At 68.1% G+C, this 12,122-nt stretch carries 14 protein-coding genes and 1 pseudogene; 9 read left to right on the top strand and 6 right to left on the bottom strand.

Annotation, left to right across the window (positions count from 1 at the left end):
* Position 1: 1 nt before the first annotated feature.
* Positions 2–1,237 carry an aminoglycoside phosphotransferase family protein gene (locus tag ACZ3HV_RS13175; RefSeq protein ID WP_465683928.1) on the top strand — a complete coding sequence of 412 codons (1,236 nt, stop codon included), beginning with the start codon at positions 2–4 and terminating at the stop codon, positions 1,235–1,237.
* Position 1,238: 1 nt separating this feature from the next.
* On the opposite strand, the gene ACZ3HV_RS13170 is transcribed toward ACZ3HV_RS13175, so the two are convergent.
* The 5 genes from ACZ3HV_RS13170 to ACZ3HV_RS13150 form a co-directional block, all read right to left on the bottom strand.
* Positions 1,239–2,009: a hypothetical protein gene (locus tag ACZ3HV_RS13170; RefSeq protein ID WP_465683926.1), complete on the bottom strand. Its 771-nt coding sequence runs from the start codon at positions 2,007–2,009 to the stop codon at positions 1,239–1,241.
* 65 nt (positions 2,010–2,074) lie between these two features.
* On the bottom strand, positions 2,075–2,878 hold the full coding sequence (locus ACZ3HV_RS13165) for an ABC transporter permease (RefSeq protein ID WP_360362643.1): 804 nt from the start codon (positions 2,876–2,878) through the stop codon (positions 2,075–2,077).
* A 243-nt stretch (positions 2,879–3,121) separates the two neighbouring features.
* Complete coding sequence (locus ACZ3HV_RS13160; RefSeq protein WP_465683924.1) at positions 3,122–3,904, bottom strand: ABC transporter permease; 783 nt, start codon at positions 3,902–3,904, stop codon at positions 3,122–3,124.
* Positions 3,904–4,851 carry an ABC transporter ATP-binding protein gene (locus ACZ3HV_RS13155; protein ID WP_465683922.1) on the bottom strand — a complete coding sequence of 316 codons (948 nt, stop codon included), beginning with the start codon at positions 4,849–4,851 and terminating at the stop codon, positions 3,904–3,906. The genes ACZ3HV_RS13160 and ACZ3HV_RS13155 overlap by 1 nt, the downstream gene beginning before the upstream one ends.
* A gap of 90 nt (positions 4,852–4,941) precedes the next feature.
* Positions 4,942–5,670 (bottom strand): SDR family oxidoreductase, encoded by a 729-nt coding sequence (locus ACZ3HV_RS13150; protein ID WP_465683920.1) that lies wholly within the window; start codon positions 5,668–5,670, stop codon positions 4,942–4,944.
* Positions 5,671–5,825: 155 nt separating this feature from the next.
* Here ACZ3HV_RS13150 and ACZ3HV_RS13145 point away from each other — a divergent pair, with 155 nt between their 5' ends.
* The 8 genes and pseudogenes from ACZ3HV_RS13145 (at position 5,826) to ACZ3HV_RS13110 (ending at position 10,869) form a co-directional block, all read left to right on the top strand.
* Complete coding sequence (locus ACZ3HV_RS13145) at positions 5,826–6,431, top strand: MarR family winged helix-turn-helix transcriptional regulator (protein WP_465683918.1); 606 nt, start codon at positions 5,826–5,828, stop codon at positions 6,429–6,431.
* Positions 6,428–8,038 (top strand): MDR family MFS transporter, encoded by a 1,611-nt coding sequence (locus tag ACZ3HV_RS13140; RefSeq protein ID WP_465683916.1) that lies wholly within the window; start codon positions 6,428–6,430, stop codon positions 8,036–8,038. The genes ACZ3HV_RS13145 and ACZ3HV_RS13140 overlap by 4 nt, the downstream gene beginning before the upstream one ends.
* Before the next feature lie 93 nt (positions 8,039–8,131).
* On the top strand, positions 8,132–8,725 hold the full coding sequence (locus tag ACZ3HV_RS13135; RefSeq protein WP_465683914.1) for a hypothetical protein: 594 nt from the start codon (positions 8,132–8,134) through the stop codon (positions 8,723–8,725).
* The gene (locus ACZ3HV_RS13130; RefSeq protein ID WP_465683912.1) at positions 8,722–9,024 is read left to right on the top strand and encodes a hypothetical protein; all 303 of its coding nucleotides are present in this window, start codon (positions 8,722–8,724) and stop codon (positions 9,022–9,024) included. The genes ACZ3HV_RS13135 and ACZ3HV_RS13130 overlap by 4 nt, the downstream gene beginning before the upstream one ends.
* Before the next feature lie 30 nt (positions 9,025–9,054).
* A complete protein-coding gene (locus tag ACZ3HV_RS13125; protein ID WP_465683910.1) occupies positions 9,055–9,732 on the top strand; it encodes a nucleotidyl transferase AbiEii/AbiGii toxin family protein in 678 nt (225 codons plus the stop codon).
* A complete protein-coding gene (locus ACZ3HV_RS13120) occupies positions 9,729–10,085 on the top strand; it encodes a hypothetical protein (RefSeq protein WP_465683909.1) in 357 nt (118 codons plus the stop codon). The genes ACZ3HV_RS13125 and ACZ3HV_RS13120 overlap by 4 nt, the downstream gene beginning before the upstream one ends.
* Positions 10,085–10,306 (top strand): annotated as a pseudogene (locus ACZ3HV_RS13115) (nucleotidyl transferase AbiEii/AbiGii toxin family protein); the annotation flags it as partial. The gene ACZ3HV_RS13120 and the pseudogene ACZ3HV_RS13115, both read left to right, overlap by 1 nt.
* A 92-nt stretch (positions 10,307–10,398) precedes the next feature.
* Positions 10,399–10,869 (top strand): hypothetical protein, encoded by a 471-nt coding sequence (locus tag ACZ3HV_RS13110; protein ID WP_465684772.1) that lies wholly within the window; start codon positions 10,399–10,401, stop codon positions 10,867–10,869.
* Here ACZ3HV_RS13110 and ACZ3HV_RS13105 read toward each other — a convergent pair.
* Positions 10,866–12,107 carry an AI-2E family transporter gene (locus ACZ3HV_RS13105; protein ID WP_465683907.1) on the bottom strand — a complete coding sequence of 414 codons (1,242 nt, stop codon included), beginning with the start codon at positions 12,105–12,107 and terminating at the stop codon, positions 10,866–10,868. The genes ACZ3HV_RS13110 and ACZ3HV_RS13105 overlap by 4 nt on opposite strands.
* Positions 12,108–12,122: the final 15 nt, after the last annotated feature.

Here is a 12,122-nt window from a genome sequence, read left to right as displayed (position 1 = left end):
CATGGAGATCACAGCCGTCGTGGTGCGGGCCTCCGACCAGGCTGTCCTGATGCTGCCGTCGGGTCTGCCGCAGGTGGAGTTCACCGAGAAGGTCTGGTTCCCGGACGTCGAGCCGGTGCTGAACGCCCTGGCCGGTATCGAGGCCGCTGTGCTGACCTGCCTCAGCGAAGAGCCGATGATCTACCTGATGGTCTCGACCGGCGCAGTACCGGAAGACGCTCGCTGGGTGCACGACGTCGACGACCCGGCGGTCGTCGCCGCACGGCAACACCTCGCCCTGCCGGCGGACTCCCCCGTCACCCCGGCGTGGACGATGCCGGACTGGTACGACGAAGCCCTGCCTTGGATCGCCGAGCACGTTGCGGGCTCGTGGACACAGGTGCGCTCGTGGGGGTTGTCGAACGTACTGCGCATCAACGGGGACGTCTACTTCAAGGCGCTTGCACACTCCAGCACGATCCGGCCGGCTGGACCGGACGCACTGCCACTGTTGTTCGCCCATGAGCCTTTGCTGCTGCAGAAGCTGTCGGAGGATCGACCCGGGTCGGTGCCGGGGCCCCTGGCGATCGACGAGAAGCGGGCCTGGATGCTTCTCCCCGACCTGGGACCGCCGTTGGCCGGCGAGGCCGACATCGCGGTGTGGATCGACGCACTGCGGGGGCACGCCAGATTGCAGCGCAGCTATGTGTATCAGTCGGATCGACTGTTCGAGTTCAGCTGTGTCGACCGTCGGCTCGCGGTTCTGGAGGCCGAGCTCGACCGCCTCCTCGGGCCGAACCCGGCGACCGACCGGCTCGAACCCGCCGAGCGGGCGCTGCTGCCGCGCCGGGCCGAACAGTTGCGCGAGGCAATCACCGAGCTGGCGGCGATCGGCGTACCGGAGACGCTGCTGCACGGTGACCTGCACCCGCGGAACGTCGCGGTCCGGGACGGCCGGGCGCTGTCGTTCGACTGGACCGACGGGTCGGTGTCCCACCCGTTCCTGGATCTGGTGACCTTCACCGAGGAGCGCTCACCGATCTCGCAGGACAAGCGGTTGACCGACGCCTACCTGGCCGAGTGGGAGGAGTACGCGTCGCCGGCCGACCTGCGCCGGGCTCTCGAGTTGGCCAACGAACTAGGTGCACTCCATCAGACGATGACCTCGCTGCACCTGCCGGACCACCTGTCCGGGCCGAGCCGCGAGTCCATGTTCCGCGGCGCCGTGTGGTGGCTGCGGCAGCTGCTGAAGCAGTAGTTCACCGGTGCAGGATGGCCGACTGGTTCCGCATCCCGCGGCGGACCGGCGGGTCGAGAAAGCGATCCCAGTCCGGGCGGCGTTCGCCACGCAGGAGGGCGTAGTGGGCGAGCGCATCGGCCAGGGCCGCCTCGCGCAGGTACCCGCGCGCCAGCGGCTGCTTGCCACGGCCGTTCGGTCGAGGGCGACGCTCGTACGCCGCGTTGGCGGTGAAGATCCCGAGTCCGTAGAAGACGGTCAGCAGGTCGGTCAACGGCTCGTGGTCGGGGCGGCGCGCCAACGAGATGCGGCCGCTGCCGAGCAGCAGTTCGTGCCCGACCTCGTGGGCGTAGATCGCGATCAAGGCCACCGGGTCGGCGGCGAGCGTGGGCGCGAGGTGGATCTGGTTGCCGTCAGCACCACGGATCCACCGGCCCGATGGCTCCTTCACGACCGACGCCGTCAGGGCCGACTTGCGATACGCCGGCCTGCGGATACCTTCGCCCGCCAACTCGAAGCTGAGTCCGCACTGCCCCGGCTCGAGACCCATCCGCTCGGCGACGCGCTCGCACAACTGCTCCGCCGCCGCGATGCTGCCGTCGTACCCGGCCGGGATCAGGTCGGCCGGCAGCACGATCGGCCGGAGCAGGACGTCCCGCCCGAACTCGGCGATCAGCCAGTCCATCGACGACCGGATCCAGCGCCGCCGCCCACCTGGCAGCCGCTCCCGGGGTGCTTTCAACTCGGCCCGCACCTGCTGACTGCGCCGCAACGCCCCGATCGGATTCCTCACCCGCCGGATCATGCCTTTCCGACGCCCCCGTAAACCCTCCGGTTCCACCAGATCGCACTCAGTGACTACTTCAACAGCAACTTGCCGAGGCGGCGGGAGGCGACGTACATGCCGATGGTGCCCATGGCGGCGAGGTAGATGGCGTTGATCAGGAGTGACCAGCTGACGGTGCCGGTGGTGAAGGCACGCTCGAGGACGACGCCTTGGTAGAGCGGGGTGATCTCCACCAGCCAGCGGATCGCGGCCGGGTAGGTCTCGACCGGGTAGAAGGTGGCCGAGAACAGGAACATCGGGATGATCGCCAGCTGCACGAACTCGAAGTCCTGCCAGCTGCGCATGAACGTGGTCAGCGCCATCCCCGCACCCGCGAACGCGAACCCGATCAGCACCGCGGCCGGCAGCGCGAGCAGAGCCCACCAGGACGACACCAGACCCATGATCAGCATCACCACGACGAACATCGCCGCGTAGCAGGCACCTCGCAGCAGCGCCCAGGTCACCTCGCCGGTGGCGATGTCCCACGGTCGCAGTGGCGTGGCCAGCATCGAGTCGTAGAGCTTGGCGTACTTCATCCGGAAGAAGATGTTGTACGTCGAGTCGAAGATCGCACCGTTCATCGCCGAACTCGCCAGCATCGCCGGCGCGACGAACGCGGCGTACGCGATCGTGGTGCCGTCGGACAGCGTGAAGTCGCCGACCAGATGTGCGACCCCGATGCCGATCGAGAGCAGGTAGAAGACCGGCTCCACAAAGCCGGACAGGAACACGACCCACGACCGCCGGTACAGCAGGAAGTTCCGCTCGACGATATGCCGCCCGCCGCCAAGACGAACCGGAACCGGAACAACCCGGGCTGCGATCGTGGTCATGGGGCCTCCCGGCCTGGACTGAGGAGCGGAGGGAGCGGAGCGACTGGAGCGACGAGGGAAGGCCGGGAGTCAAAGCCCCAGGACCCTGCCGGCGCCGAAGGCCCGGCCAAAAGCACGGTCATGGGGCCTCCCGGCCTGGACTGAGGAGCGGAGGGAGCGAAGCGACTGGAGCGACGAGGGAAGGCCGGGAGTAAAAGCCCCATGACCCCGCCGGCGCCGAAGGCCCGGCCATCAATACAGCCATTAGCGGATCAACCTCTTAGAGAAGCCGCGGACGGCTAGCCAGGTGCCGCCCACGAACCAGGCCAGCAGGTAGACGATGTTGACGAGAGCCAGCCATGGGTTGACCGTGCCCAGGCTCAGCGCGCGGGCCAGCTCCACCCCGTGCCACAGCGGGCTGACGTAGGCCAGCCACTCGATCCAGTTGGGCAACTGCGAGACCGGGAAGAACGCGCCGGAGAACAGGAACGCCGGGACCACGCCGAACCGGAAGATCATCGCGAAGCCCGCGTCGTTCTCCAGCGTGCTCGCGTACGCCGCGACCGGACCGGCAACCGCCATCCCGACGAGCAGCGCGACCGGCAGTCCGAGCACCCCGAGCGGCGACTTCAGCCCGCCGAACAGCGTGATCACCACCATGAACACCGCACACGAGCTGAACACCCGGAAGGCGATGAACCCCAACTGCCCGTAGACGACATCGGCCGCCCGCAGCGGCGTCGCGATCATCGAGTGGTAGAACTTCTGCCACTTCAGCCCGCTCATCACCGGGTACGTCGCCTCGCCGACAGCGATCTGCAACGCGGTGGAAGCCAGCAGGCCCGGCGCGATGTACTGCAGGTAGCTCACGCCACCGAGTGCACCGGTCCCGTTGCTGTCCACGAACGAGCCGAGCCCGATGCCCATCGAGGCCAGGTAGAGCAGGGGCAACACGAAGCTGGTGACCAGTGTGCCCTTCCAGGTCCGTTTGTAGACGGTCAGCCAGTAGTCGAACTGGCGACGCCCGTTCTCCAGTGCGAGCGCCATCAGTCCACCAGCGTCCGCCCGGTCAGCCGGAGGAACACGTCCTCCAGTGTCGAGCGCCGGACCAGCACCGCGGCCGGCTCCAGACCGCGCTCGTGGACGGCGGCGACCGCGCGCTCGCCGTCGTCGGTGTAGAGCAGCAGGCGATCCGGCAGCACCTCGATGCGCTGGGCCAGGTCGGCCACCTTGTCCTCCAGCGCATCGTGGTCGGACAGCATCACGTCCGGACCGAACCGCAGCTCGGTCACCTCGCGTGTCGAGTAGTCCCGGATCAGGTCGGCCGGTGAACCCTCGGCCGCGATCAGGCCGCCGTCCATCACGACGAGCCGATCGCACAACTGCTCGGCCTCGTCCATGTAGTGCGTGGTGATGATGAGTGTCACGCCGGCCTGTTTGAGCCGGAACAGCTTGTCCCACAACAGGTGCCGGGCCTGCGGGTCGAGGCCGGTCGTCGGCTCGTCGAGCAGCAGCAGGTCCGGCTTGCTGACCAGCGACCGGGCGATCGTCAGCCGCCGCTTCATCCCGCCGGAGAGCTCGTCGACCTTGACGTTCGCCTTCTCGGTGAGCGCGACGAACTCGAGCAGCTCGTCCGAGCGGCTCCGGGCCTCGGCCCGGCTGAGACCGAAGTACCGCCCGTAGATCGTCAGGTTCTCCCGGACGGTCAGCTCGGTGTCGAGGGTGTCGTCCTGGGGGCAGACGCCGAGCCGGGCGCGGATCGACGGGCCGTCGGTGGCCGGGTCCAGGCCGAGGATCCGCAGGGTCCCGCCGCTGGTCGGTGAGACCGCGCCGATCATCCGCATCGTCGACGACTTGCCCGCGCCGTTCGGCCCGAGGAAGCCGAACGCCTCGCCCTTCCACACGTCCAGGTCGATCCCGCGCACCGCCTCGAAGTCGCCGTACGACTTCCGCAGCCCGCGGACGTGCACCAAGGACTCCCGCTGCTCATCCACGGGCCCGACCCTAGACGGACCTCCCGACACTTTTCTTGTCGTTTTGGGCGGTTCCATCCCGTGACGGTAGAACCTCAACAGCGCTGGAGGTCAACCCCGGCCGACGTACGGCATTCCGGCCGCCATCACGGTCAGCGTCGGCACCGCGACCGAGGTCGGCAACTGCGCGATCCGGACCACGAAGTCCGCGACGATCCGCGGATCGAACGTCGGCTCGACGGCGATCGACCCGTCGGGTTGCAGCACCCCTTGCCCCATCCGCTCGGTCATCGGGGTGGCGGCGTTGCCGATGTCGATCTGGCACGCGGTGATCCCGTGCTCCCGGCCCTCCAGTTCGAGACCCTTGGTGAGACCGCTGATCGCGTGCTTGCTCGCGGTGTAGGCGATCCCCTGCGGCCGCGGTACGTGCGCCGAGATCGACCCGTTGTTGATGATCCGGCCACCCTTCGGATCCTGCCGCAGCATCAGCGCGAACGCGGCCTGCGCGCACAGGAACGAGCCGGTCAGGTTGGTGTCGACGACCCGCCGCCAGTCCTCCTCGGAGACCTTCTCCACCGGTGCGGCCGGCGCCCCGGTCCCCGCGTTGTTCACCAGTACGTCGATCCGCTCGAGCCCATCGAAGAACGCCCGTACGGCGTCCCCGTCGGCCACGTCCAGCACCGCGAGCCGCACCCGCTCGCCACCGTCGGCCACGGTCTCGCGCAACTTCTCCTCCGTCCGGCCGGTCACGGTCACCTCGAACCCGGCCGCCGCCAGGGCCAGCGCCATCTCCCGCCCCAGCCCGGATCCGCCACCGGTCACTACCGCTGTCCGCGTCACAAAACGCAACCCTTCGCCGTCTGATGTTCGTGCACCGATTCTCCCCCACTGCGGTCAGTGATCGGCCGGCGACCGAGAGTAAATGGGTGGCGACTCACTCAGGAACCTTGGAAACTCATTTGCGTGTATCACGCAAGCATGTATATGCTTGCAGCATGCAAGTAAACGACCCGTACACCCCGCAGACGCCCATCGAGGGCGTCATGCACGCGTTTACCCGGGTCGGCCGCCGGCTGAAGGCCAAGCAGCCCGGCGACACGATCGATCACAGCGCGCACGTGGCGCTGTTCGTGCTGCGGTGCAGTGGCGCACTGCGGTTGTCCGACCTGGCCGCGCGGATGGAGCTGGACGCCTCGACCGCGAGCCGGCACATCCGGGCGCTGGAGCAGCTGGGCCTGGTCCGCCGCTCCCCCGATCCCGACGACGGCCGCGCCTTCCGGGTCGAGCTGACCGAGCAGGGCATCGAGCAGTGGGAGGAAAGCGCCCGCCGCCGGATGGAGCTGCTCAGCGCGGCGATGGAGGGCTGGTCCGAGGACGACGTACAGACCTTCGAGCGACTGATGACCCGGTTCGCCGACGGCGTCACCGCCCTCACCGACACCCCCTCCGGTAGCGCCTGGGCCGACAAGGGCTGGGCAGCGGTCGCTCCGCGACTGCGTCCCGCCTCGCCGGCAGAGCGCCGTACCGACGAAGACTTTGCGGCCGGCAGCGATCCCGCCCCCCGCGAGAACACCGACAACAACCTGGAGAGCACCAGATGAGCACCACTGAGCCCGCCACCGCCGGCGGCGCTGCGCCTGATAGCGGTCCGAGCTACCTGTCCCACAAGCAGATCCTGGTCATCCTCGGCGGCCTGATGGCCGGCATGTTCCTGGCCGCGCTGGACCAGAGCATCGTCGGTACGGCGCTGCCGCGGATCGTCAGCGAGTTCAACAGCCTGGACAAGCTGTCCTGGGTGGTCACGGCGTACCTGCTGACCTCGACCGCCTCCACCCCGCTGTGGGGCAAGATCTCCGACCTGTACGGCCGCCGCCCGCTGTTCATCGCGGCGATCGTCACCTTCCTCGCCGGTTCCGTGCTGTCCGCGATGTCGCAGAACATCGAGCAGCTGATCGGCTTCCGCGCCGTCCAGGGTCTGGGCGCCGGCGGTCTGATGTCGCTGGCGTTCGCCACCATCGGCGACGTGATCCCGCCGCGCGAGCGCGGTAAGTACATGGGGTACTTCGGTGCCGTCTTCGGCCTGTCCTCGGTGGCCGGCCCGCTGCTCGGCGGTCTGCTCACCGACGGTCCCGGCTGGCGCTGGATCTTCTGGATCAACCTGCCGATCGGACTCGTTGCCCTGGGCATCGTCGCCGCCGTGCTCAAGCTCCCGCACGTGAGGCGTTCGCACAAGATCGACTACCTGGGCGCCTCGACGGTCGCCGCCGCGGTCACCACGCTGCTGCTCGCGATCTCCTGGAGCGGCCCGAGCAACGGCTGGGGCAACGGCACCACGGTCGCCCTGCTGGCCGCTTCCGTCGTACTGGCCGTCGCCTTCGTCCTGATCGAGCTGCGGGTGGCCGAACCGATCATCCCGATGGACCTGTTCAAGGGCCGGATCTTCTCCGGGTACGCCGGGTACGCGTTCCTGCTCGGGTTCGCGATGTTCGGCGCATTGATCTTCCTGCCGCTGTACCTGCAGGCCGTCAAGGACCTGTCGCCGACCCGCTCCGGTCTGGCGTTGCTGCCGATGATCGTCGGTATCTTCGCCGCGTCGATCCCGAGTGGCCAGATGATGAGCAAGAGCGGCCGGTACAAGCACTTCCCGATCATCTCCGCGGTCCTGGTCAGCGGCGCGATGGTGCTGCTGTCCACGCTGAGCCTGACCACGCCGTACTGGCAGCTGGCGATCTACATGTTCGTGATGGGCGCCGGTCTGGGTCTGTCGATGCAGATCACCGTCACCGCCGCGCAGAACAGCGTGCCCCGGCAGCACATGGGTACGGCGACCTCGACGATGACCTTCTTCCGCTCGATGGGTGGCGCGATCGGCACTGCGGTCTACGGCGCCGTTCTGACCACTCGGCTGAAGACCCACCTGACCGACATCGTTCCGAACGCCACGCAGTCGATGGTCGACGGACTGGCCAAGGCGGCCAACAGCGTCCAGGCACTGCATGCGCTGAAGGAGCCGATGAAGGGCTTCGCCCTGCACGGGCTGGTCGACGCGATGGATGACGTGTTCCTGGTCTCGCTCCCGTTCCTGGCGATCGCGCTGATCCTGGCGATCATCACCCCGGAGCAGCGCCTGGCCGGTCGCTCCGACGGCCCCAAGCCGGAGGGCGGCGAGGAGTCCGTCGAGGCTTCCGCGGCCGCTGCGATGCACTGACCGCGATCCGACTGCACAGCTGCCCCGGGGAGTTTCCCCGGGGCGGCTGTTTTGCTGTTGGTCTGACCCCGTGGGCCACTAACTTTCGCAGGGATGAAGACACTGGATCGGCCGTTGGACGACGACGACCGTGCGATGGCGGACCTTGCCGAGGTCCGCGACTGGCGCCGGCTCGGTGGTCCGCACGCCGGTGAGACAGGTCCGGTTCCCGTCCGCGCGCTGATCCGGAGGGTCAAGTCCGCGACCAAGTGGCGGCCGTGGCCGGTCGGCCGGAAGACGGTGATCGACGACCAGCTCGACGGCTGGGGCTTCCTCACCCGGCGCAACACCGAGCTGGCCGTGTACGACGACCAGATCCTCCCGCACAGCCCCTTCAGCGGCTGGGTCGCGTTCGCGATCGGGCCTTCGGACATCGACGCGGCGGCGGCCGGCCTGGACGAGCACTGGCCGGCGAAGTTCGACCTCGCCCGCCGGCACTGGGGACAACCGGCGTACGTCGGAAGCGAGAGCGGTCCCGGCTTCGTCGATGAGTGGTCACCCGGCGCGGGCACCGACCGCCGTCACCTGGCGGTGTGGACCCCACCGGGTGCGGAGATCCACCTGTACAGCAACAAGCCGGCCAGGAAACCTCTGTCGGTCTCCGTCGGAATCAACTACGTGGTCTACCTCGACGAGGAGGGAACATGACGACAGCAGCGGACAAGCGAGCGTTCCGAACCAGCCAACGCGATGCGATGGCACACGGCGACGTCCGGCCCGGCACCGGCCCCAACAGCACTGTCTCCCCCGACGCCCTCACCACAATCGCCCGGGCGGCCGCCGCCCAAAGCGCCCGCCCAGCCTTGTCCGGCGACCTCGCAAACTCCGTCAGAGCCGCAGCCCTGCCCCCGGTCACCCCGGCCCAGACCCGCGGCGGCGCCACCGCCGGCGAACGCACCCAACCCACCACCCAACGCACCCCCGGCAAAGACGGCCACACCCGCTAGCCAACCTCGTCGACCCGGCAGACTGTGCTCATGGATCCGTTGCAGACTCGGATGGCGACCGTTGGGCTCCGTGCAATCGCTGACGACGGCTTCGTGCTGGCCGGTGGGTATGCCCTCCGCGCACACGGCTTCGGCATCCGCGAGTCCGACGACATCGACCTCTTCACCAACATCCTGGACCCGGACCACTTCGCAGCAGCGGTCGACCGCCTGCTCGCCGCCTACCGCGAAGACGGGCTGCAGGCCGAGGTCGTCAGGCAAGCACCAGCCTTCGCCCGAATCGTCGTCACCGACAACCACGGAGCACAAGCCAAAGCAGACCTCGGCGTCGACCACCGCCAGTTCCCGCCCGTGTCACTGGACGTCGGCCCGGTGCTCTCCGAGCTGGACTCGATCGGCAGCAAGGTCGGCGCGCTGTACTCACGCCTCGAGCCCCGCGACCTGATCGACGTACAGGCGGTCCTGGACAGCGGCAGGTACGACCCCGACACGCTCCTGACACTCGCTGACCAGCGAGAGGCGACTCCACTGGATCGGCCGATGTTCGCCGGTCAACTGCGCGCCGCCGGCCGGCTGCCAGACCCAGGCTTCCATCGGTACGGCGCTCCGCCCGAAGTGATCGCGCGGATCCGCGAGACGGCCCGAACCTGGGCCGAACACCTGATGAACGGCGAGATGGGCCGGTCTTCAGGGAGAATAGGCCCATGAGTGACGAGGAACTGGCCAAGCCCGGAGACACGTACGCGTCGATGATTCCGTACGTCGTGCCGGAGTCCCTGGACATCCTCACCGGTCCGGCGACGGGGACGATCGAGTTGCCGACCCATCTCGACTGGGGACCGACCAGCCGGTATGACCTGGCGAACGTCGAAGACGCGACCACCTTTTACACCAAGGTGATCAGCGAAGCGTCGAACCTCGACGAGCTGACCCAGTTCCTCAACCGAGACGTCCTGCTCAGGCTCTGGTCGCGTCTCCGCCTCCCGCGGCGGTGCGCCGAGCTGTGGAACAGTGCCTTCCCGCAACTCGCCGACGCGGCGCCGGGCACCAGCCCCAGGTGATGAAGCCCGAACACGAACGCGCCACCAAGATCGCGTTGTCCGCCCTCGGAGACCGAGGGTTCGCACTGGCCGGAGGTAACGCCCTTTCCGCACATGGCATCGGCGCCCGCGAGTCCGACGACATCGATCTCTTCACGAACCGGATGAACGACAACGTCGGCGAGACGGTCGAGCAGCTCCAGTCTGCCTTCGAAGAGCAGGGCTACAGCGCAACGATCAAGCGGCAGTACCCCGCCACGCCCGGATCCACGTCGAGCGCGGAGACGACAAGGTCGATATCGACCTCGGCAAGGACTATCGCAGCAAGCCGCCGGTGGAGACCGAGCTCGGCCCGGTGCTACACGTCGACGACGCCGTCGGTTCGAAGGTTGGTTCGATCTACACGCGTGGCGAGGCCAAGGACTTCGTGGATGCCAACGCGGCCCTGCAGGCGGGATACTCCACCGATCAACTGATGCAACTGGCTGACGCGCGCGAGGCAAGTCCGATGGACCGCCCGATGTTCGCGCAACTGCTGGACTCCGCGAAGCACATTCCGGACGAGGAGTACGCCAAGTGCGGGCTCAACCCCGAGGAGACTGCTGGACTGAAGTCGCGGATGACCGCCTGGGCCAACGAGATCCGAACCCGCGAGGCGAACCCCGACATCGACCAGTCCATGAGGCTGTTGCAGACCGGCCACGCCATGCCTGGGCAGGGCCAGGCAGTGAGCTCGAACGGCGAGGCTGCTCAGCGGCGTTCGCCGTATGAGCAGGGGCGTGGGATGGGTGAGCGGGGGAGTTAGTCGGGGGTTGGATGGGGGCGGCGTCTGGGGAGGGATCTGGGGGGTTCCGGGTCTACGTCGTTGCCGGCCAGGTGGTTGACGATGGTGTTGAGGACGGCTGCGGTGGGTACGGCGACCAGGGCGCCGACGATGCCGGCGATGACTACGCCGGTGGCGATCGCGAGGATGACGGCGAGGGGGTGCACGCTGACCGCGCGGCCGAGCAGGAACGGCTGCAGGACGTGGGCTTCCAGCTGCTGTACGCCGATCACCACGCCCAGCATGATGATCGCGACGATCGGGCCCTTGGCAACCAAGGCGACGAGTACGGCGACGATGCCGCTGACCAGCGCACCGACGACGGGTACGAACGCGCCGACGAACACCAGGATGCCGATCGCACTCACCAGCGGCAGGCCGAGAATCGCCGCCCCCAAGGAGATCCCGATCGAGTCGACCGCGGCGACGATGATGGTGGCCCGCACGAACGCGGTCAGCGAGACCCACGCCTTGCGGCCGGACGAGTCCGCCTTGTCCCGCGCCCGCCGCGGGAACAGCCGGACCACCCAGGCCCAGATCCGGTCACCCTGGTAGAGGAAGAAGAACAGGCAGAACAACGAGATGAAAAGCCCGGCGACGACGTGGGTGGCCGTCGTACCGACCGCCGCCGCCTGCTGACCGAGCGCGCCGCCGGACGTGATCTGCTCGCGCAGGCTCTTGATGGCGTTGGTGACATCCTCATCGGTGAGCCCGAAGTTGATCCGGCCCAGCTCGCGGAGCTTCTGCACGCCCTCGCCGACCTGCGTAGACAGGCTGTCGAACTGACCCGCGATCTGTGTACCGACCAAGGTGAGCAGACCGGCGACCAGGACGAGAGTGGCGATCACCGTGATACCGGCGGCGGCGCCGCGCGGCAGACGCAGTCGTTGGAGACCGTTCGTCACCGGAACGAGCAGTGCGGTGAGCAGTACGCCGACAGTGACCGGAACGACCACCTCGGACAGGTACCGCATCCCGTAGCCGATCACGAAGACGGCGCCGACGATCACCAGGAACCGCCAGGCCCAGGCACTGGCGATGTACATCCCGCGCGTCACCCCGGCGTCGTACGGCCCCCGGTCGGCCGCATCCACCTTGTGTTCAGCTGTAGCGGCAACGTCACGCTCGGCATCCTCGGCCGGCGCGCTCTCCCTGGACTCCTCCAGCACCTGGTCGTCCACGACCGGACTTTCGTCCTCTTCCCGCCCCGCCTCGCTCATCACACCTCCGCGTGT

It is taken from the genome of Kribbella sp. NPDC020701 (assembly GCF_055562215.1).
This window is presented reverse-complemented; position numbering and strand designations above follow the sequence as displayed.

Coding starts and splice junctions, on each gene's coding strand:
- ACZ3HV_RS13105 (WP_465683907.1), bottom strand. CDS start 12,107: ATGAGCGAGGCGGGGCGGGAAGAGGACGAAAGTCCGGTCGTGGACGAC.
- ACZ3HV_RS13175 (WP_465683928.1), top strand. CDS start 2: ATGGAGATCACAGCCGTCGTGGTGCGGGCCTCCGACCAGGCTGTCCTG.
- ACZ3HV_RS13120 (WP_465683909.1), top strand. CDS start 9,729: ATGAGTGACGAGGAACTGGCCAAGCCCGGAGACACGTACGCGTCGATG.
- ACZ3HV_RS13160 (WP_465683924.1), bottom strand. CDS start 3,904: ATGGCGCTCGCACTGGAGAACGGGCGTCGCCAGTTCGACTACTGGCTG.
- ACZ3HV_RS13140 (WP_465683916.1), top strand. CDS start 6,428: ATGAGCACCACTGAGCCCGCCACCGCCGGCGGCGCTGCGCCTGATAGC.
- ACZ3HV_RS13125 (WP_465683910.1), top strand. CDS start 9,055: ATGGATCCGTTGCAGACTCGGATGGCGACCGTTGGGCTCCGTGCAATC.
- ACZ3HV_RS13165 (WP_360362643.1), bottom strand. CDS start 2,878: ATGACCACGATCGCAGCCCGGGTTGTTCCGGTTCCGGTTCGTCTTGGC.
- ACZ3HV_RS13135 (WP_465683914.1), top strand. CDS start 8,132: ATGAAGACACTGGATCGGCCGTTGGACGACGACGACCGTGCGATGGCG.
- ACZ3HV_RS13145 (WP_465683918.1), top strand. CDS start 5,826: ATGCAAGTAAACGACCCGTACACCCCGCAGACGCCCATCGAGGGCGTC.
- ACZ3HV_RS13130 (WP_465683912.1), top strand. CDS start 8,722: ATGACGACAGCAGCGGACAAGCGAGCGTTCCGAACCAGCCAACGCGAT.